Raw genomic sequence first — 20,495 nt, 5'->3', positions numbered from 1 at the left:
TTTAAATTGACTAGCGCGGAGTAATCCCCATGGTGCTTCGCATTGTTCCACCGGTTAGGGCTATATCCGCCATCTTTTGCATATTGCCATTTGTTAACATCGATACTTCTGCACGAAACGCTTTAGACATATTATTGGTTGGATTGAATTTCACCTGATTATCAAACTCTACCGAATCTTGTTTCATTTTAATTCGAGCATCAAAACCTAGATCGCCCTGCATTTTATTAATATTGATACTTGAAGCTGAAACGACACCGCTGGCATTTACATCTTCATTCATCAAACTTAAATAGCTTCCCATAACTTTTTGATCTTTCTTTTCAGCATCTGTTAATGCTTTAAATTCAAAGCTTCCACGAAAAGATAAATAATTATTTTCTGCACTGTCATTTAGGCCCGGTACTATAAATAGCTCACCTTTACCATCAAGTTTAAACGCAATATTCGTCAACACATCATCACGTTTAGAGAAATTATCTAAAGGTACTGTAGTCCCACATTTGGCAGAAGCTGTAGTCGCACAGTTATAGGTTGAACCCGGAAGTTGACCAATCGCTAACTCGGCATTAGCTGCAATCAATAAATTATCTGCACGTACATAGATGCCATCATTTTCATAACCAATCACACCATCAGATTGAATAAGGGCATTGATGTTTCGTAAGCCTGCATAATAATTGACTTCTTGACCATTAATACCTTTTTTACCATCAATCAAAATAATGGAAGTTGTACTTGGTGTTCCTGTTTTTTTATCAACACCATAACCATCTGTGCTCATTACAAGGTTATAGCCAATACCTGATTTTTCAGCCGCATTTTTATAACTGTATTTTTTCTCTGATAATGCAACATTGGCATTCATATTATAAATCGGGATACCAATCCCCCAACTGTTGTCATTACTTGCAATTGCAGCAATTGAGTTATCAGAAATAAATCGTGCGGTACGCGCGATGGACTGAAAATCCATACCACGAATCGCCACAAGTGCAAAATTTCCACCCGCCGTTTGATTTGACAGATTCTGGGTTAAAACATTATTGGTTAAGCCTAATGTCGCTTTTAATTTATCATTTACCAGAAAATCAAGGCTTTTGGCTTGAATGGTATTGATATAAATATCGCCAAAATCAATATAGGCATTTTTATCAGCAACTAAAGACGTTAAATTAGAAAATTCAATGGCATAACTACCAATACCCGTATGGCCAATTTCTAAGGTTGTCGGTGCTTGACCTGCAACAAGACTCGGATCATCCTTTGAAGTAAAATCCGCGCGCACTCCTAAATGTAAACCACCTGAACCAACAGACTCATATCCTGAAGCTTTCGTTGCTAGACCAAAATCTTTGATTCCTTCTTGATTGGCGTTTAAGGCCACTCGTGCATTAGTGACAGCACCCGATGCTCCCATACGAATTAAATTGCGCTGTGCACCACCATCGGTACCGTATCGTAAATCGATATTAACGCCGGGGTTTGTGGCATCGCTACGTGAGCTATGCACATCTGATGTGTCCTTGACCCGCCCCAAATTGACCGTATGATCTTTGCTCCCTGTGGATTTTGTGGTGAGAACAATGCCTTCATCAGCTGCAACATACATATAACCTGAACCAGCAAAGTTAAAGTTAAAGTCCTTTAAGGTTACGCTATATCCATTCATACCATGACTAATACTGGCATTTTGCAATTGAAATTCCATATACGCCGTATCATTACGGTTAAATAGACCATTGCTGGTTTCAAGTAATACTTTTAAAGGTGAAGATGTTGCAATCGTAAGTGAACCTAAATTTTGTGTAGGCGTTTGGCACGTTGTTCCTTGACACAGCAACATAATATTTTGTGCAACAGCCGTAAATGGGCTGACACTCGCAGCTATACGCATGCCTACACCAGCATCCGTAGTCCCAACATCAAAATCTAATTTTGATGTAATGGTGCTTTGCCCAACGCCATCTATTTGCACATTGTGCAAACCCATTTTCATCTTATTTTGGTCGGTTGGGTCAACCCAATTTAATTGATCGACTTTGACTCTAGAAACTTCATGGGTAATCGAAATACCATCTTGGCCAGTAACTGCACCCAAGCTTTCGTCGGTCATTGCTTCAAAAGCATAGGTGTGTTGAGCAAGTAAAATACTGGTTGCGAGTGCCGTCAAAGTTGTTATTTTTTTCATCACTATATCCTTATATTCAGTCACAGCTGATTAACAGCGACCTGCACCATTTCCAGTGCAGTTAAAACTGAAGATGTTTAACTTTCCACTCATGTGCATGTTGCCATGCACATTAACACCCATAAATCCTTGTTCTGAACCACGATCAAAATCAGGCACAGCTAAAGTTGAAGTTGTTCCATCAGCTTTCTTTTCGGTATAGGTCGTATAAGTACTGGTATTCTCGTAACCTTCCTTACCTGTCGTACCTGTTTCCACCGCCAACGTAGCAAAGCCTAAATTCCTAATTTTTAATGGCTTATCATCATAAAATGTCAACTGCATAGCCGTTTGTGGATTACCTTCACGATTGATAATCGTCACACCATCTAGTGAAAATTGATCGATCTGTAACGTTCCTTGAAACTGTTTAAACACCAACCATTTCTTATTACCATTTGCATCCACATGATTATTGGGCGCAAGTGCTAAGCGACAAAACTCATTGGATGAACATTGATATCCATAAAATGCTTGCGTTGTTTTACCATTCGCATCCATGATTGATATGTTGTTTTTTGACATATCATTGGCATATTGATGATTTAAGGAAAGTGTCCAACTGAGATCTGCACCGCCTTGACCGGTTGCAGCGGTAAGTTCCCTATTATCCATAGACACTAAACCTGCATGAGTTTGTGTCAGTGCAGCACAAACAACAGCGCATAAAATTTTATACATGTGATTTCTCCTACAGCCCTGTTGTTCTTATTTTTAAGTGCTGAATCAATACGCCATCTATGGCAACAGATCCTAAATTCGTGCTTTGTCCATTGACACCTTTAAACACCACACCTGTCGCAGTATCCGTACTTTTTGCATTCAACAGATTACCAGGCAAGCGCTCTACTGTACCGATCGCAATGCTACTGTGTGTTGCATTACGTCCTTGATATAGTGCTGTCGCATCTGAAGAGTTTGCTTTTAACTCCGTGCCACAACTATAGACGTTACAGGTTGATCCTTTAAAGTCTGAGGCATTTAAACCCGATGTACCTGTGGTATTACCAGCGATATCCGTATAGTAAGTATAAATTTTACTGTAAATAGAAGGTACATTTGGAATACGTGTCACTTCCAAAATAATATTTCGACCTTCTGAACCCACAATAAAGGGCTGATACATATTTCCTAAAACTAAATTGATATTTGGGCTATATAAATATAGACCTTCAGTTTCATGAAAGATTGGAGCTGCAGATCGATCCATCGCTGGTGTCGCTGCTGTTCCATCATCCAATTCAGGGCGTGCAGCTGTACTGATACGCATGCCGCGAGCATCCAAATCTCCATCATTGATACTCAGTGACTCAGCACGATCATTGGTATTAATACGAATTAAACTGGCTAAACCTAAGGTTTGGTTGTAATTTGTATTTGTAGATTTTAGGGTTTGAAAAATTCGAACTTGTGATCCATTAAAACTCAGGCCATTCGCAACAATTTGAGTACGTAAACGATAGTCTTTATCTAAGCCGCTAGTCGGCGCACCGGTAATCGGATCGACGACATTGCTTGAATTCAACGACCGTGAAAATACATCCATCCACAAACCAAGCTTGATGTTGTTAGATGCATCATCTGCCGCAATTTTCTTTAATGGTGCCTCAATCGCTAAGTAACCAACATTCCCCTTATTATCTTTCGCAAATTGTTCAACATCTTGATTACCCGCATGGAAAAGCCATGGGTTTTCTGCTGTACCCCAATTAAATCCTTGGTCTGTATAGCGCGTTGCTAATGAACTTTTTCCATTTTTATCTTTGCTATTGGACAGGGCTAAGCCATATATAAATACATCTGCTTTCGATCTGAGGCTCGATACGGTCGCAGTCGAGGCAATTTGTTTTGCTGTAATTTCAGCATTTTTTTTCACCGTTGCTAATGCTGAATCACTCGCCTTTTGAGCTTCAAGCTTGGCATAGTCCGTTGCCAACTGATTGAGGGTTTCTGCAGCTTTGGCATTTAACTGAGCATCTTTTGTTGGATCAATAAGATTTGAACGTGTAATTTTTCCTGAGACATAATTTTTATAAAAAGTCGAAGTGGTCGGTAAATTACCCGTACTATTGTTACCGTATAGTAACTCAATCATTTCATAGGTATTTTTTAAAGCAGCAGTTTGTGACTTTTCTTTTAGTCCTGGAATAATTGATTCTTTCGTTGTTCCATCTTCCTCGAAATCCATTAACCACGATGACCCATTATAATAGTCTTTATAACGCTGATCGTAATATGCCTTCATCGTTGGCGATTCAAGATAAGACTGTACTAATCGACCACGATATTCTGTTGAATATGTTGTTATGGTTTCATTGGTAATACGTGTAGCATTATTGGTCTCATAAGTGCTTTTAGAACTTAAGAAAGTTGAGTCATAAACACCGTTATAGCCCGTAACTCGGCCTTGCTGATAAGCATCAACATAAGCTGCTTTGTAGATTTTATCGTAAGCACGCTGCCCTAATTGTTCATAGTTTTCACCAGTAGGAATAATCCGAATAAAACCTGTATCGTTTTTCCCAGGATCAACCATACCTGACGCATAACTAGAAGCTGTAGAACGGTCATTTGGGCCTTGAAAGACCATTTTGAAATTTTCTAAAGTGAGTGCAACACCTTCACCCGTTGTGGCTGAAAGTGCTTCATCTGATAAATCTTGAAGCGCATAAACAGATGGTGCAGCGAACATGCTGACTGCGGCTGCTAAGCAACTCTGGCGGAATAACTTAGCCTGGGTGAATTGAGTCATCTCGACCTTCCTTTTATCAGATGCTCTGCATCTCTCTTATATTTATTCCTGAGAACTGGCTTTGATGTTATTGTCCATTTATTCCTTAAATGGAGACTTGTGATAGACCAGTCACTTAACTTTTTATTATGCTGAATAATTACTCAATTGCAAAAACTTCCCCACCGAATGGTCTATTTTCCGATGAATGACCCAACAAAAAAGCGGGCTAATTCGCCCGCTTTTTTAAACTCAATCCGAAGGATTAAGCTTTCGGTAATGTCACACCGGTTTGACCTTGGTATTTACCACCACGGTCTTTATAAGAGGTTTCACACACTTCGTCTGATTCAAAGAACAACATTTGTGCGACACCTTCACCCGCGTAAATACGTGCAGGCAAGTTGGTTGTATTTGAAAATTCTAAAGTTACGTGACCTTCCCACTCTGGTTCAAGAGGTGTCACATTGACAATAATACCGCAGCGAGCATAGGTTGATTTACCTAAACAAACGGTTAACACATTACGTGGAATACGGAAATATTCGACTGTACGTGCTAGTGCAAACGAGTTCGGCGGAATGATACAAACGTCTGATTCGATATCAATAAAGCTTTTATCGTCAAAGTTTTTAGGGTCAACAATTGCTGAATGAACATTGGTAAAGACTTTAAATTCACGAGCACAACGCACGTCATAACCATAGCTCGACACGCCATACGAAATAAGCTTTTCGCCATTTTCATCATAACGGACTTGGTTTTCTGCATACGGTTCAATCATGCCGTGTTTTTCGCTCATTTCGCGAATCCAACGATCAGACTTAATAGCCATTTATCTCTATCCAAAAACTTAAATCAATTATTGCGTGGTACTTTAACTGAAATCCGACTTAATGAAAATAAGCTTTGCCGAACTAAGCGGATTTAGTCATTTTGAAATCAATTTAGAGTTTTAAAATCGCAGAATAACTCAGTGGTATCGAAAAACTAACCAAGACCAATGACGCTGTTCGTTGTAAATTGGCTTGATTGAGCCAACTAATTTTATTCGATGCCAAAACTGAACCAAGGAAGGTCCAAAAAAATGCAATAGGAACGATCAACAACAAAAAGATCAGCATGTGAGCTACATAATACTGCGCATTTTGCCAAGCCAATGCAGGAAAAATCGCAGATGCGAATAATAATGCTTTGGGGTTTAATAACGTCGCAACAAAGAGTTCGCGTGCACGAATGCCCTTTTGATTAAAATTTTCAGCAACAGTTGCTGTACGCCATAATCGCATAGCCAAAAATAGAATATAGCCAGCACTAAACAGTTTTAAAATGGTCGGCAGTAAAGGCAGATGTACGGAAATTTTACCAATGAGAAAACCCCATAGGCTAATCGAAATAAGATAACCAAAGGCTTCCGCTGGAATGAGTCGGAATGATTTACGTAGCCCAACTTGAATACCCGAAGATGCGAGTAAGGTATTGGTTGGTCCCGGCGTTAACAAAATACTGATAACTAGACCAATAAAAAACCATGAAATCATACTTTGACCTCAAACTTAATCCGCGAAGATTAATTCAGTTGTTTCGTATTAGCAAAATAAAAAATAGAAATGCTTATAAAAAACTCCTTATTTAATTATAAATTCAGTAACTTAAATAGAAAAACAAAACCTTAGCTGAACAGTCATTCAGAGCACCTTACAATTCAAAGAAATATCTTGAACTTATATTTATAAAAGAAATTTCACATGATTCCATGTATACCCTACAGTTTTTACACGTAACAAAATATTATTAAAATAAACGATATAGCTCCATGCCATTCTTACGCATAACCATTATTTATTGGAGACTAAAAAATAAAAAAAAATACTTTTCAAAAATAATTGATTAAGTTATGTTCAATTGAGTAGTGGAAATTAAAATTAAAACTCATCAAATCAATATTCAAAATTTATGTGTAAAAGGACGTTTCTATGAACCAATGGACAAAACTCACGTTACTCTCGGTTACTTTGGCGTGTATTACTGCTTGCTCAAATGATCAATCTACTTCAAAAAATACCACGGAAGGAAAAAGCGCAGAAACTGCTACATCTGACAAACTTCAAACCAAGTTCGTAACCATTGCAACTGGCGGAGCATCAGGACCTTACAATGTGATTGGGACAAGTCTTGCAGAAATTTATAACAAAACCTTTGGTGTAAATTCTAAGACTCAAACTACAGGTGCATCCGTCGAAAACTTAAACCTTCTGAAACAGAATAAAGTTGAAATGGCATTTGTTATGAGTGACAGCTTAACAGAAGCACTGAACGGAGCAGGAAGTTTCGCAAATGGTAAAGTTGAGAATGTCAGCCAAGTCGCAGCGCTTTATCCAAACTACGTACAAATCGTAACCTCTAAAAAATCAGGGATCAAAAATATCGAAGATTTGAAAGGTAAACGTATCGCTGTAGGTGCACAAAATTCAGGTGTAGAAGTAAATGCACGTACACTGTTGAATGGTTTTGGAATCACCTATAAAGATATTAAAGTTGATTATTTGGGCTATGCTGAAGCCGCTGATGCTTTAAAAGGTGGCAAGCTTGATGCAGCATTCCTGACCAGTGGCATTCCAAATTCATCACTCATGGAACTTCAACAAAGCTTTGATCTACAGTTAGTTTCAATCAATGCAGATAAAGTCAAAGAAATAGCTAAAGATCAAAGTTATTTCTTACCGATGATTATTCCAAAAGGCACATATGGCAATACTGCGGACATTCAAACTGCCGCAATTAAAAATGCATTAGTTGTTCGCACAGATATATCGGATGATGATGTCTACAAACTAACAAAAACTTTCTTTGACAGTTTGCCTCAATTGGCAACTTCACACCAAGCAGCAACAGAAATCACGCTTGAAGGTGCTCAACAAGGCCTTGTAGCGCCTCTACATCCAGGCGCGAAACGCTACTATGATGAAGTGGCTAAAAAATAATAAGCTTCAAAAAAATGCAGTTTATACTGCATTTTTTATATTGTTCTTCTTAATCTATGCTAGCTATCCAACACTGTATACGCAGGTTAGAGTTGAAACTGATATATGCAAAATTTCAACTGATCAATTTGATTTACAGTGGAAGCATTCAGTAGAAAAGACGGCTTGGTCTGAACAATATCAGCGTCAAAAGAATAAGTTTTTACTGCGCCACACCGATTTGATTTCATTTGGTGCAGGTACACCCTCAAATTATCCCATTGAGTTTCAAAAAAATGGTGTGATTAGAATGCGGGTCAATCAAAATATAGATGAAATCAACTGGGTGATTTCTAGAAATATGCAAGGCACGATCCTCGCTGACCAAAAAATTTGGTCTATTTTTCAAAGTTACCCAGACTATAGTTTGGTCAACATCTCGGTTCAATATCAACCCAAATGGAAGTCTTGGTGGATTGGAGAATGCCTATGAATTCCAAAGAAGATAAAGTTGTATTAGAACAACTCGATGAGAAACAACAACAAGCCATATTAGAAAAATTTGATCGGGAATCTGTTACTCGAATCAATATGAGCAAATCTGTTACCTACTTTGTTGCATTTGTAGCGATCTTTTATTCATTATTTCATTTATTTATTACGTTTAATCCTTTACCTGAGTTAATACAGCGTGCAGCCCATGTCGCTATTGGCCTAGCACTCATTTTTTTACTCTATCCAGCTCGTCAAACAAGCTCCCGACAGCATATTTCACTTCTCGATTGGTTCTTGGCTTTGCTTTCCATCTTCAGTTTTTTATATTTATGGAAAGAATATCAATCTATTATGACCACTCGAGGTGGTATTCCAAATACCTTAGATATCGCGTTTGCAATTATGAGTGTGGTATTAGTCATAGAAGCAACTCGCCGGGTCATGGGGTGGATGCTGCCCATTTTAAGTTTAATTTTCCTGACCTATACATTTATCAGTCACTTTGATTGGTTGCCAGATCGATTAATTACTCGCCCTTATACCATCAGCGACATTTTCGGACATATGTATTTAAAAACCGAAGGCTTATATTCTTCGGCAATTGGTGCATCCGTCACTTTTATTTTCTTATTTATCCTTTTTGGTGCTTTTCTTGCAAAATCAGGTATGGGGAAATTGTTCAATGATCTTGCCATGGCATTGGCGGGTCATAAACAAGGTGGTCCTGCCAAAGTTGCTGTAATTTCAAGTGGATTTATGGGCAGTATTAATGGAACTGCTGTTGCCAATGTTGTTGGCACAGGCTCATTTACCATTCCATTGATGAAAAAAATTGGTTATCACAAGAATTTTGCTGGTGCCGTTGAAGCCAGTGCATCCGTCGGTGGACAAATTTTGCCGCCAGTCATGGGTGCGAGTGCCTTCATTATGGCCGAAACAACTGGCGTGAGTTATGGCACGATTGCACTAGCCGCATTATTACCTGCCTTATTGTATTACCTTGGCGTCATGGCTCAAGTTCATTTCCGTGCGGGTAAAGATGATCTGAAAGGCGTACCTAAAGCTGATTTACCAAAAGTAAAAGAAGTTCTAAAAGAGCGTGGACATTTACTTATTCCAATTTTGGCACTGGTCTTTTTCTTATTTCAAAATATTCCTGTGAGCTATGCTGCTGTCTACACCATCGTCCTGACCATCTTTGTAGCAGCTATAAGAAAATCAACACGAATGGGTGTAAAAGATATTTTAGATGCGCTCGTTGATGGAGCCAAACAATCATTATCTGTGATGGCTGCTTGTGCTGTCGTTGGTATTATTATCGGCGTAGTAAGTCTGACAAGTTTTGGTTCAGTAATGACTTCTTCAATTATGAGTTTAGGTGCAGGTAGTCTCTTTCTCACTTTATTTTTGACCATGATTGCATCGATGATTTTAGGCATGGGGCTTCCATCTATTCCGGCCTATATCATTACTGCCACTATGGCAGCACCAGCACTCGCAAACTTTGATATTCCTGTATTAGTCGCGCATATGTTTGTGTTCTATTTTGGTTTATTTGCAAACATCACCCCACCAGTTGCCCTTGCCGCCTTTGCTGGTGCAGGAATTGCAGGCGGTGATCCAATGCGCACTGGGTTTCAGGCCTTAAAACTATCTCTTGCTGGTTTTATTGTTCCATTTTTATTCGTTTATAACCCTGCCATGCTGATGATTGATACCACCAATGTTGCAGTCAATGCTCGAGAATTTGCCTTTCCTGCATGGACAACTATAGTGAGTATTACTGTCACTTCAGTGATAGGAATTCTCGCTTTAGGCTCCGCAGTTGAAGGTTATTTCAAGACTTATCTCAACTGGTTCTGGCGTATTTTTTTAGGTGTGGGTGCGCTGTGTATGATTATTCCAGAAACCATTACAGATATTGTAGGCATTATCATGGTCATCATCGCAATTACGGTGAATATTATCACTGCTAAACGTAAAGCAAACCCGTCTCTTTCCTCCTAAAAAACCAATTAAAAAGCCCGGTAATTACCGGGCTTTTTAATTTCTTAGACTAAGGCGTACCCTCATTTGATGGGTGGGTTTTAATGACTTCAAATAATATTTAAAATTATTTGTTCCTCTATATTTTTTCAATGCTAAGCCCCTTGTAACAGAGGACATTTGGCAAAAAATCTAAGACACAATGCGTTTGTACAGTTACTGCCGTTCAGAGAATTGATCCTAGCCAAAATAATAGAAATATCGTGAAAGCTATTTTGTAAAAACTAAGTACAAACGCGACATCCTTTGATATGCCTCAAGAATTTTATCCTTGGCAGACGGCTTATAATCGCAGGAAAAATAAGAAATTGTGCAAATCGTTTTTTAGATGTGTAATTCATAGACATCGTTGAATGTCTAAAGTTCAGTACTCATAATTTTCAAACACTCCCAATACCACGTTATAAAAAATCTGGCACGAGGCCAGATTTTAATACGATCAACTTAAATTTCAGTTCACCCTTAGAAAATACGGTTTTTATCTTTTTCAGCCTGAGGTAATGCATCTGCAACTTTTTGTGCAATCGCCATGTAGCTTTCAGCAGCATCATCACCTGCTATCACAGATGGTTTCCCTGCATCGGCATTTTCACGAATTTGTACATTCAGCGGTAAACGACCTAAGAGCGGAATGTCGTATTGGGCTGAAAGTTGGTCGCCACCACCTGTACCAAAGATTTGCTCTTCATGCCCACAGTTCGAACAGATGTGAGTCGACATATTTTCAACCACGCCCATCACGGGAATATGTACACGATTAAACAACTCAATGCCTTTGGTCGCATCCATTAATGCAACATTTTGTGGTGTCGTCACAATCACAGCACCTGTCACCGGTATACGCTGTGCAAGCGTCAACTGGATATCACCTGTGCCTGGTGGCATATCAATGACCAATACATCCAGATCAGGCCATAAAGTTTGGTTAAAGAGCTGCATTAACGCCCCCGTCGCTTTCGGCCCACGCCAAGCCACAGGGGTATTGTTATCACCTGTTAAATGGCCAATCGATAAGACTGCCAAACCATAAGCTTCAATAGGAACAAATTGCTCAGCTTCAATCATAGGCGTACGGCCAGCGTTACCGAGCATCGTTGGAATACTTGGACCATAGATATCCGCATCTAATACCCCAACCTTTAAACCCAGCTGTTGTAATGCGAGCGCCAAATTCACAGTGGTGGTCGATTTACCCACACCACCTTTACCAGATGACACCAAAATGACATTTTTAATGCGTGGATGTTTCGGTACATCACGCTGTTGTGGAGCCGCTTTTTGAATCGGTGGATTATTCGGATCAACTTCGGCAGGTGCTTCAGGTGTTTTCGCAGACGCATCCACAACTGGAGGTAACTGACTTTTTGCAGCTGAACTTTCAGCTTTTTCTTGGCTAGAACAAATTTCGCCTTCTGCATGATGATGACCACAACCACCTTCAGATTTATGCCCTGTTTTTTGTTGAATCACATGCATATTCAGCTCGTTAATACCGCATTTTTCTAACGCATCAGCCAAATCATCATGGATTTTTTGCAAGTCATCGGCTTCTGAAGGAAAGGTATTAATCGTGATCTGTAAGATCTGACCTTGCACATTCACCTGAGTAATACGGTCTTTTAAGGCATTATTCGAATTGGGAAGTACATAGTTTTGTAAAACCTGTTGGATTTCCTCCTCTTTCACCTCTTGGGAGGGTGAAAACACAGATTTTAGAGAAGAAAGCCACGACATTATGTTGTCTCCAAACAGGAACATCAAAAGATAATAGCGATAGTTTACCTGTTCATCTGCCCCAGAGTAAGAGGGAGATGAATGACTTATCCCTATAAGCTTATAAAATTGAGTAATTTAGTCAGCTTTCAAACAATTTTTCTAACGTGTGACGCTTAAAAATGCACCTGCAACTGATTTTTGCGGCTAAACCAAAGCCTTTAAATTTGAATTGATTACATATCAACCATACATTTTCAGCGTAATTTCAGTTTATATTTCAGTCGTTTCAACAGAATAATCATAGCGATGGATGTGCAATCTAAAGGCACATTTTGTACTTTTAATTTTAAAAATGGGGAAGACTATGTATAAGAAGTCTGTGTATAAAACGACTTTATGCGCCTTGATGCTCCTGACTTCAGCAGCCTATGCAGAAATTGCGACTGAAGCCATTCAAACACCTGACCGACAAACTGTGGCGATTGGTGATAGCCTCGATCTCATGCGCTCGCGTATGCAAGCTTCTCCGATGAAAATGGTGTCTTATCCGCTGCAAGAGAAAAATCAGCCTGCAAAATTGGCGGTAGATTACACCTATGAAATTGCCAATATGCGCTACGTGATTACCGTAGTCGATGATCAAGTCAAAAATATTAAGACTGAAAATTTAGATGGATTAAAGCAATGAAACCTAAAAAAGCCGCTCAAGATAGAGCGGCTTTTTTCATTAGACCCAATTAAGCTTGGTCATCTTTTTTAAACTTATGCAGTGTGTCAGAGGCTTTCTTTTTTAACTCGTCAAATTTCTCTGTCGCCTGCACCTTCAGTTCATCAAATTTTTCGACAGCCTCATGTTTAAGTTCAGCTGCTTTGACTTTGGCTTCATCAAATTTATGACTCGCTTCTGCTTTTAACTGCTCTAGACGGTCTTTGGTTTCTGCATGCTGTTCTGCATGCTGTTCTGCATGTTCATGTTTGGCCTCATTTAAGGCTTTTTCACCCTCAAGCTTGAGCTCTTCAACTTTATGCTTTGCACCATCGAGTGCTTTTTCGCCTTCTAGTTGCGCCTCTTTGGCCTTGAGTTGTATGTCATCACCGAGTTCTGATGCTTTATTTTTTAAATCATTTAATGTGCTTTCTGTTGTCATCTCGCTCACCCTATTCTCAGTTATTGCCTAACAATAGTTATAACGCGATTTGAAGCAGATACCTGAAATAGACGCATTTAGAAACAAATCAACCACAGGAAAACGCCATGTGATTGCCTATTTTCACAATGGCTTGATACAAATATGTATGGTCGATTTTACTCTATGCTTTTAATTTTAAAGGATGATGTAATGCAAAGAGATCAATGCCACTCCTATGCATTGATCTCTTGAAATTAAACTTATTTGCTGACCGTACTCATAAAGCTCACTGCGGAAAACAGCCAAATAAACAGGATAAAACTCCGTCCCTGATTAAAATGCGCGACATCGGTACCATGCAAAATATTATGACGGGTCATCGCTACGGTAGAGCTGTTATCCATTTGATAGGCCGCCAATTCGGCAAAATACGGATTTAACTCATTGGCAATTTTAGATTTGTGCCAAAGGCTTTTAATTTCACTGCCTTTAAGCCCCGGTACAATTTTATAGACATCGACAAATTTAGTGCCATTTTGACTTAAGAAACCCGTTTGAATCAGCACGTCTGTCAAGATGCCTTCAAGCTGTGCATATAACACTGGGATACAGCCTGCATGAATGTCTAATTTATACAGTTTAAACGCATCTAAAAGTACCTGACGGCGCGCTGCTTTATGTTCACCAATATTCAAAGCATCAAAGGCTTTCAACATTTCAGTTTGGAAAAACTCGCTATTGATGACATTCAGAAAATCAAAGTCTGCATCATTTTCATGTTGATGAAGCAGTTGCCAAAAATACAATAAATTTAAAGCATCATTCGCTACTTTCATTTCTACCGGCTGATCTAATTCATCGGCCAAAATATCGAAATAAGGCTCATCTTGTGCCAAATGACGCAGAGTTTGAATCAGTAAGGCATGCTCATCTGCTGAAATCTGTTCTAAATATTGCTGCGCATCTTTAATAATGTGATGCCCCAATTTATGACGCTGTTCATTTTGAGGAATACGAGTGATTGGCTGATCGTCTTCATAGTCATCTTCATACATGGGCTTGTTACTCTTAGGCATCACAGTTATGCCCTATTATCACTGTAATTGTGTCAGCAATATAGAATTTTTTACTTTTGCAAAGATTTCACCTATTCCCTTGTGCAAGTACTGGCTATCTCATGTAAAATTACAGCCCATTGCATAAATACGAATGAGAGAGTCATATCCGTGCGTAATATTTTAGTTACTAACGCCCTTCCATACGCGAATGGCCCAATTCATATGGGTCATTTACTCGGTTATATCCAAGCAGATATTTGGGTACGTGCGATGCGTGCAATGGGTCATAACGTGACTTATGTATGTGCGGACGATGCTCACGGCACAGCGATCATGCTCCGTGCGGAAGCAAACGGTATTACACCTGAACAGCAAATTGCCAATGTTCAAAAAGAACATGAGCGTGACTTTGCTGGCTTTAAAGTTGACTTTGACCATTACGACTCAACCAACAGCCCTGAAAACCAAGCACGCGCTTCTGAGATTTATATTAAGAACCGTGAAGCAGGCAACATTGCTGTACGCCCTGTTACGCAATTGTTTGACCCTGAAAAAGCGATGTTCTTGTCTGACCGTTTCATTAAAGGCACATGCCCAAAATGTAAAGCAGAAGACCAATACGGCGACTCTTGTGAAGTGTGCGGTACAACCTATAACGCAACTGAATTACTCAATCCAAAATCGACTTTAAGTGGTGCGACTCCTGTAGAGAAATCTTCAGATCACTACTTTTTTAAACTGCCGAACTTTGGTGAATACCTACAAAAATGGACACGTGATGAAGGTCGTCTACCTGTGTCGATTGCCAACAAATTGGATGAATGGTTTGAAGCAGGTCTGTCTGATTGGGATATCTCGCGTGATGCGCCTTACTTCGGTTTTGAAATTCCAGATGCGCCAAACAAATATTTCTACGTTTGGGTAGATGCGCCAATCGGCTATATGTCGAGCTTTGAAAACTACATCAAAACTAAACGTCCTGACCTAAGCTTTGACGACTACTGGAAAAAAGATTCGAAAAATGAAGTTTATCACTTCATTGGTAAAGACATCGTTTACTTCCATGCGTTGTTCTGGCCTGCAATGCTTGAAGGTGCAAACTACCGTACCCCAACAAGCTTATTCGTAAACGGTTTCTTGACTGTAAACGGTCAGAAGATGTCTAAATCTCGCGGTACGTTCATTAAAGCGGAAACGTATCTTGAGCATTTAAACCCTGAATACTTACGTTACTACTTCGCGTCTAAACTTTCTGACAAAGTTGAAGATTCTGACTTGAACCTTGATGATTTCGTTCAGAAAGTAAACTCTGACTTGGTTGGTAAAGTCGTGAACATCGCAAGCCGTTGTGCCAAGTTCATCAATACTAAGTTTGATAACAAACTTTCTGCAAATTGTGCTGAGCCTGAATTGGTACAAAGCTTTATTGATGCAGGTGCGTCAATCGCTGCTCAATATGAAGCACGTGAGTTCTCTGCAGCCATCCGTGAAATCATGGCGCTTGCTGATAAAGCCAACCAATATATCGACGAGAAAAAGCCTTGGGCACTTGCGAAGATTGAAGGCGAAGAACAACAAGTGCATGACGTATGTTCTGTCGGCATCAACTTGTTCCGTCAATTGGCGGTTTACCTTGCGCCAGTACTTCCTACATTGGCAGCAGAAGTTCAAAGCTTCTTAAAATTAGAATCTTTCGACTTTGCTTCAGGCAAAACGATTTTAGTTGATCATGAAATTGCATTGTTCCAACCATTGATGCAACGTGTAGACCCGAAAGCGGTTGCTGCGATGGTTGATGCGTCTAAAGACTCTTTAGCTGCACCTGCGGAAGCACCAAAAGCTGAGAAGAAAAAAGAGAAGAAAGCTGAAAAGAAACCTGAGCTTAAAGTTGGCGAAGCTGAAATTATCGGTATCGAAGACTTTATGAAAGTTGACTTGCGTGTGGCGGAAGTTTTAGAAGCTGCTCACGTTGAAGGTTCTGACAAACTGCTTCAATTGACTTTAAATGTCGGTGAAGCTGAGCCACGTAACGTATTTAGCGGTATTCGTGAGTTCTACCAACCTGAAGACTTAAAAGGCAAATTGGTGGTGATGGTGGCGAACCTTGCTCCACGTAAGATGCGTTTTGGTATTTCTAACGGTATGGTTTTAGCTGCGGGTAATGGCGAAGGTGTTTGGGTGATTTCACCTGAAACTGGTGCTAAAGCTGGTGATAAAGTGTCTTAATTTTTAGATTAAGATAAGAAAAAGCCTCTACGTTGTAGGGGGCTTTTTTTGGCTTTTAATTTATTAACTTTTCCATGAAAGTACGATTTAGCCTTTGTATGCGGTGTTCTTAATTTCTGTTAAGTTAGGCAAAAATTTATCTTGTAATTTATGCTTTTCCAAAATAGTTATAGGCTGAGCTAGTTTTTCATTTGTTACTACAATAAGTCGCTCAAACCAGTTTTCTTCCTGTAAATAAATTTTAGCTTGGGAACGTGCTGTATAGCGTGATTTTAATCCATCTATCGCAGACATAGCACATCTATAGTTAATTTTAAAAAGTTGATTAAGAAAGTCTTGAGGTTCTAATACATTTAAGATTGGATAATCGTAAAATTTATTCGTAATTTGTTGGTGAAACTCATAACTATCATTTTCCATTAATGTTAATAATAATTTTCCTCTTTCTTCATTTTTTTCAATATATTTATCTTCATATGCTTGAGCAATATCCTGTATAAATTTTTGAAAAACTGGAATTTCTCTAGCATACAATCCATATCCACCAGACTCATCACTAATATCAAAATAACCAAATTTTTTAATATTTTCCTGTAAATTTACAATTTTTTTGTATTGGCTAATTGCTAACATTAATAGACTTTCAATTGAGCAGAAAATGAGACTTTTTTCTTTGAAATATACCAACATACTAACCGTATGAAGAATATCTGTTACATTAGTTAAACTTTGATGTTCAATACTTAATTTTGCTTCTTTGACTAGTTCTTCGAACTCTTTTTGTTCTAAATCCAAATAATGCCAAAGTTTAAACCAAGTGGGTGACTCTTCTTGTAATCTAAAATATGACTCATATAACTCATCGTGAATTATTTTATCTAAAATAATATTTTTATTCAGAATTTGATCCCAAAGCTTTTGAGTAAAAATATAATCATTCAGATTCATTTGATACTTTTTATGGAAACCGTGTGCATCTTCACCAACATAGCTGACAAGATGTTGAAAAGCACTAGTCCTTTTTTCTTCATTGGTCGAAGGTTCTTTGTCATCAAGCTTAAATTTTAAGATTTCTCCTTTAAATCTTCCTTTTTTATTTTCCAATGAAAGTGTTAAAAAAACCTTTAATACTTTTTTAAAAATGTCAGGATCAAAACAATCTTTATAAGAAAAATATTCTTTTTTATAAAATCTTTCAAAGTCAAAAATTGCTTGCTTAAAAGATCGTAAATTTTTATAGCCTACTTGGTTAAAAGTTTGCTTTATTAATTCAAAATTTGAAGTGAGCAGGTTGTTTAAATCTCTATTTTCAACCTCATGTAGAATACTTCTAATTGCTAACTCTTGATCCTCTATATAATAAAAAGTTGCTCCAATAAGTTTTTCTTTTTTTCTAGTATATTCTTCATTATCTTTAATTTCTTCTTCATTCGACACAATAAGGGTTTTAATTCCTTCCTGCTCTACAAAGTAATTAATATAGCCAAGTACTTCCTCTTTTTTTAACTCACAACGTTCTAAATCATCAAAAACTAATACGAAGTTATCATTAATTTTTAGATAATCTGGTAAATCAATATTGGGAATGCTACCTGAGATATTTCCATCTGATTTACCATCGTTGTCTAAATCAACTCTAATTGTTGCTTTCAATGTACCTTTTAAAATTTGACCTGCTAATTTTGCACTTTTACTCCCAAGAATTGGATGAATACTTTTAAAAATAGCTTCATCAATCATATAAGTCTTAGTAATACCATTTAAACTCACATAACAAATCTTTTTTCCCTGATCTTTTTTCTTTTCTAAATATTGTTTTACAAACCATGTCTTGCCACTACCCCATGCTCCATTCAACAATACAGCATATTCAAAATTCTTATTTCCATCGAAATAATAGTCTAAGTAGTCTTCAATGTGCTTATTAGGTTCTGAAATGTAATTAGACATATTAAAATTCAAAAATAAATTATTGTATTTTAATATATTTCTTTACACCTTAACTGTAAATCACTTCATCCCCAAAATCAGCTTTAATCCAAGCACTGTCATCACTGCCCCAGCTGCCCGATCAAAACCCGCTTTAAACTTCAAATACACTTTGCGTGGTTTTTCTGCCGACAAAGCCACAGCGACCAATGAACACCAGCCAGCATCAATAAAGAAACACAAAACTGGCAGTACAAAGTAAAAATACGTCGGAATGTCTTTCGGTAAAAGTGCCGTAAAAATACTGGCTAACACAATTGCAATTTTCGGATTCGACAACTGGGTAATTAAACCAGTCGTAAAGGCTCGACGGAGTGATATCTGCGAGCTGCTGGCATCACCAGTTTCAATCGGTTCTTTGGCATGTTTTATAATTTTAAATGCCATCCAAAGCAGGTATAAACCACCACAAATTTTTAAAGCCAAATATGCAGAAGGTACAGCCAATAAAAATGCCTGCAAACCCAATACCGCTAAAAGCCCAAATATTGCAGCGCCCAAACCTGTACCAAGTGCAGTAAATAAACCGTGTTTACGTGAAATTGCAATGGAATTCTTCGCCACATAAATTGACGTTGGCCCCGGGCTCATTGCACCAAGTAATAGCGCTGCCGCAATCGAGCCTAAAATCCAAAATGATTCCACTGTCACACCGTTTTCACTTAAATTCGTGGCAATTTTACAGATAGACTCTCTGAATTTCTCTCTATAATTTGCAGTGTTTATTTTAATTGACCAAATTTTTCACTATAAATAACTTGAATACCGCATTAATCCATCGCATGATCGCTAAAAGTACAAATTAATATCAAGACAATGAAATTAGCCGAAGCCCTACTTTTACGCAGTGACTTACAAACAAAATTGGCCTCGCTGCAACAACGAATCAATAACAACGTGCTCATTCAAGAAGGTGATGCACCTAGCGAAGAACCGAATGCTTTAATTCAAGAAGCATTTGCCGTAAATACAGAACTTTATGGCTTAATTGAAAAGATTCACGCCACCAATGCACAGGCTAAAACCAGTTCAGGACGCTGCATGCTTTCGGTCCTCAATGAACGTGATTTATTGACCCAACAGCATCGTATCTTGCAACAAGCTATTGACAGCTCACGCCGTGAAAATGGTCGTTATAGCTCAAGTGAAATCCGTTGGATTAAAACCATTGCAGTGGCAGATTTACAGAAACAGGCAGATAGCATTAGTCAGCAACTTAGACAAAATAACTTAGAAATTCAGGCATCAAATTGGCAAATAGACCTGATAGATTGACCTGATTTAAGCATTTGAACCACGGTTCATTCCAGTTCGGGCATACTGGGCGAGTACAGAGCCTTTTTAAATGTTTGTAAGGCTTTAATCCAACAAACTAAACTGCAGAAGTAAGACGTCTACTTCAAAATGTTCACACATCTGACGTAGCACACTGCATCTGTGACTCTTTACATGTCACGTCTCACTACCGTGTACTGACAGTATGTCCACCCTATTTTTGATGCATATAGCTGCTAATCATCATCTGCGGCAGCTTCATTGAGCGCAACATCTTCACGCGGTAATTTATAGTCATGGTCATTTACAGGGACACCGCCAATGATCATAGTGCGATGTTCATTTTGAGGACGATGCAATTCGTCAGTCGTATCACAGCCAACCATCCAAAAACTGCACAGGCACAGCATAGGCAGCACAGCCCGACTTAATTTGCTCATTGGATGCCCTCCATTTTTATAATTATCTTGCTTATAAATTCAGCATAGCATTTTTGTGCAGATATTCACCTTATTTATCTGCCGATTTAGGGTTAATTGTCAGGAATTATGTCTCGAGGGTCTTACGAATGCGGATGAAAATTCATGCAGATATGAATTTTTTCCTTTAAAAATAAATAATTTATTCATTTCATTT

At 38.4% G+C, this 20,495-nt stretch carries 17 protein-coding genes; 6 read left to right on the top strand and 11 right to left on the bottom strand.

Annotation, left to right across the window (positions count from 1 at the left end; all coding sequences use genetic code 11):
- Positions 1-10: 10 nt before the first annotated feature.
- The 5 genes from FTT98_RS00355 to FTT98_RS00335 form a co-directional block, all read right to left on the bottom strand.
- On the bottom strand, positions 11-2,191 hold the full coding sequence (locus tag FTT98_RS00355; protein ID WP_168379305.1) for a DUF6160 family protein: 2,181 nt from the start codon (positions 2,189-2,191) through the stop codon (positions 11-13).
- A gap of 30 nt (positions 2,192-2,221) precedes the next feature.
- A complete protein-coding gene (locus FTT98_RS00350) occupies positions 2,222-2,911 on the bottom strand; it encodes a hypothetical protein (protein WP_168379306.1) in 690 nt (229 codons plus the stop codon).
- Between the two features lie 10 nt (positions 2,912-2,921).
- Positions 2,922-4,982 (bottom strand): hypothetical protein, encoded by a 2,061-nt coding sequence (locus FTT98_RS00345; RefSeq protein WP_180039691.1) that lies wholly within the window; start codon positions 4,980-4,982, stop codon positions 2,922-2,924.
- A 244-nt stretch (positions 4,983-5,226) separates the two neighbouring features.
- Entirely contained in the window at positions 5,227-5,796 is a 570-nt protein-coding gene (gene dcd, locus FTT98_RS00340; RefSeq protein WP_005008040.1) for a dCTP deaminase, read from the bottom strand.
- A gap of 112 nt (positions 5,797-5,908) precedes the next feature.
- Positions 5,909-6,502 carry a LysE family translocator gene (locus tag FTT98_RS00335; protein WP_078192265.1) on the bottom strand — a complete coding sequence of 198 codons (594 nt, stop codon included), beginning with the start codon at positions 6,500-6,502 and terminating at the stop codon, positions 5,909-5,911.
- Between the two features lie 435 nt (positions 6,503-6,937).
- Here FTT98_RS00335 and FTT98_RS00330 point away from each other — a divergent pair, with 435 nt between their 5' ends.
- From FTT98_RS00330 to FTT98_RS00320, 3 genes are read left to right on the top strand one after another with little or no spacing between them, the layout of a single operon-like run.
- Positions 6,938-7,945 (top strand): TAXI family TRAP transporter solute-binding subunit, encoded by a 1,008-nt coding sequence (locus tag FTT98_RS00330; protein WP_067764588.1) that lies wholly within the window; start codon positions 6,938-6,940, stop codon positions 7,943-7,945.
- A complete protein-coding gene (locus FTT98_RS00325) occupies positions 7,923-8,417 on the top strand; it encodes a DUF1850 domain-containing protein (protein ID WP_227591861.1) in 495 nt (164 codons plus the stop codon). The genes FTT98_RS00330 and FTT98_RS00325 overlap by 23 nt, the downstream gene beginning before the upstream one ends.
- Positions 8,414-10,426 (top strand): TRAP transporter permease, encoded by a 2,013-nt coding sequence (locus FTT98_RS00320; protein WP_180039690.1) that lies wholly within the window; start codon positions 8,414-8,416, stop codon positions 10,424-10,426. The genes FTT98_RS00325 and FTT98_RS00320 overlap by 4 nt, the downstream gene beginning before the upstream one ends.
- A 501-nt stretch (positions 10,427-10,927) precedes the next feature.
- Here the strand turns inward: FTT98_RS00320 and apbC are convergent.
- A complete protein-coding gene (apbC, locus tag FTT98_RS00315; protein WP_180039688.1) occupies positions 10,928-12,199 on the bottom strand; it encodes an iron-sulfur cluster carrier protein ApbC in 1,272 nt (423 codons plus the stop codon).
- A gap of 346 nt (positions 12,200-12,545) precedes the next feature.
- On the opposite strand from apbC, the gene FTT98_RS00310 reads away from it, so the two are divergent.
- Complete coding sequence (locus tag FTT98_RS00310; RefSeq protein ID WP_180039686.1) at positions 12,546-12,869, top strand: hypothetical protein; 324 nt, start codon at positions 12,546-12,548, stop codon at positions 12,867-12,869.
- A 49-nt stretch (positions 12,870-12,918) separates the two neighbouring features.
- Here the strand turns inward: FTT98_RS00310 and FTT98_RS00305 are convergent, their stop codons facing one another.
- Entirely contained in the window at positions 12,919-13,329 is a 411-nt protein-coding gene (locus FTT98_RS00305) for a hypothetical protein (RefSeq protein ID WP_180039684.1), read from the bottom strand.
- 242 nt (positions 13,330-13,571) lie between these two features.
- Positions 13,572-14,366 (bottom strand): hypothetical protein, encoded by a 795-nt coding sequence (locus tag FTT98_RS00300; protein ID WP_180007599.1) that lies wholly within the window; start codon positions 14,364-14,366, stop codon positions 13,572-13,574.
- A gap of 171 nt (positions 14,367-14,537) precedes the next feature.
- Here FTT98_RS00300 and metG point away from each other — a divergent pair, with 171 nt between their 5' ends.
- On the top strand, positions 14,538-16,595 hold the full coding sequence (metG, locus tag FTT98_RS00295; protein ID WP_180039682.1) for a methionine--tRNA ligase: 2,058 nt from the start codon (positions 14,538-14,540) through the stop codon (positions 16,593-16,595).
- A gap of 87 nt (positions 16,596-16,682) precedes the next feature.
- Here the strand turns inward: metG and FTT98_RS00290 are convergent, their stop codons facing one another.
- Together FTT98_RS00290 and FTT98_RS00285 are read right to left on the bottom strand one after the other, a co-directional pair.
- Complete coding sequence (locus FTT98_RS00290) at positions 16,683-18,545, bottom strand: P-loop NTPase fold protein (RefSeq protein ID WP_168378583.1); 1,863 nt, start codon at positions 18,543-18,545, stop codon at positions 16,683-16,685.
- Between the two features lie 60 nt (positions 18,546-18,605).
- The gene (locus tag FTT98_RS00285; RefSeq protein WP_180039680.1) at positions 18,606-19,229 is read right to left on the bottom strand and encodes a LysE family translocator; all 624 of its coding nucleotides are present in this window, start codon (positions 19,227-19,229) and stop codon (positions 18,606-18,608) included.
- A 171-nt stretch (positions 19,230-19,400) separates the two neighbouring features.
- On the opposite strand from FTT98_RS00285, the gene FTT98_RS00280 reads away from it, so the two are divergent.
- A complete protein-coding gene (locus tag FTT98_RS00280) occupies positions 19,401-19,859 on the top strand; it encodes a DIP1984 family protein (protein ID WP_168378581.1) in 459 nt (152 codons plus the stop codon).
- A gap of 236 nt (positions 19,860-20,095) precedes the next feature.
- Here the strand turns inward: FTT98_RS00280 and FTT98_RS00275 are convergent, their stop codons facing one another.
- The gene (locus tag FTT98_RS00275) at positions 20,096-20,299 is read right to left on the bottom strand and encodes an NF038215 family lipoprotein (RefSeq protein WP_078191077.1); all 204 of its coding nucleotides are present in this window, start codon (positions 20,297-20,299) and stop codon (positions 20,096-20,098) included.
- Between the last annotated feature and the right edge of the window lie 196 nt (positions 20,300-20,495).

This window comes from Acinetobacter sp. YH12039 (assembly GCF_013420015.1).
GTDB classification, from domain to species: Bacteria; Pseudomonadota; Gammaproteobacteria; order Pseudomonadales; family Moraxellaceae; genus Acinetobacter; species Acinetobacter amyesii.
Note: the sequence above shows the minus strand (reverse complement) of the source record. Positions and strands in the feature narration are given on the sequence as shown.

Excerpts from the sequence above, each read along its gene's own strand:
- FTT98_RS00355 (WP_168379305.1), bottom strand. The coding sequence starts at position 2,191 with ATGAAAAAAATAACAACTTTGACGGCACTCGCAACCAGTATTTTACTT.
- FTT98_RS00350 (WP_168379306.1), bottom strand. The coding sequence starts at position 2,911 with ATGTATAAAATTTTATGCGCTGTTGTTTGTGCTGCACTGACACAAACT.
- FTT98_RS00345 (WP_180039691.1), bottom strand. The coding sequence starts at position 4,982 with ATGACTCAATTCACCCAGGCTAAGTTATTCCGCCAGAGTTGCTTAGCA.
- dcd (WP_005008040.1), bottom strand. The coding sequence starts at position 5,796 with ATGGCTATTAAGTCTGATCGTTGGATTCGCGAAATGAGCGAAAAACAC.
- FTT98_RS00335 (WP_078192265.1), bottom strand. The coding sequence starts at position 6,502 with ATGATTTCATGGTTTTTTATTGGTCTAGTTATCAGTATTTTGTTAACG.
- FTT98_RS00330 (WP_067764588.1), top strand. The coding sequence starts at position 6,938 with ATGAACCAATGGACAAAACTCACGTTACTCTCGGTTACTTTGGCGTGT.
- FTT98_RS00325 (WP_227591861.1), top strand. The coding sequence starts at position 7,923 with ATGATGAAGTGGCTAAAAAATAATAAGCTTCAAAAAAATGCAGTTTAT.
- FTT98_RS00320 (WP_180039690.1), top strand. The coding sequence starts at position 8,414 with ATGAATTCCAAAGAAGATAAAGTTGTATTAGAACAACTCGATGAGAAA.
- apbC (WP_180039688.1), bottom strand. The coding sequence starts at position 12,199 with ATGTCGTGGCTTTCTTCTCTAAAATCTGTGTTTTCACCCTCCCAAGAG.
- FTT98_RS00310 (WP_180039686.1), top strand. The coding sequence starts at position 12,546 with ATGTATAAGAAGTCTGTGTATAAAACGACTTTATGCGCCTTGATGCTC.
- FTT98_RS00305 (WP_180039684.1), bottom strand. The coding sequence starts at position 13,329 with ATGACAACAGAAAGCACATTAAATGATTTAAAAAATAAAGCATCAGAA.
- FTT98_RS00300 (WP_180007599.1), bottom strand. The coding sequence starts at position 14,366 with ATGTATGAAGATGACTATGAAGACGATCAGCCAATCACTCGTATTCCT.
- FTT98_RS00290 (WP_168378583.1), bottom strand. The coding sequence starts at position 18,545 with ATGTCTAATTACATTTCAGAACCTAATAAGCACATTGAAGACTACTTA.
- FTT98_RS00280 (WP_168378581.1), top strand. The coding sequence starts at position 19,401 with ATGAAATTAGCCGAAGCCCTACTTTTACGCAGTGACTTACAAACAAAA.
- FTT98_RS00275 (WP_078191077.1), bottom strand. The coding sequence starts at position 20,299 with ATGAGCAAATTAAGTCGGGCTGTGCTGCCTATGCTGTGCCTGTGCAGT.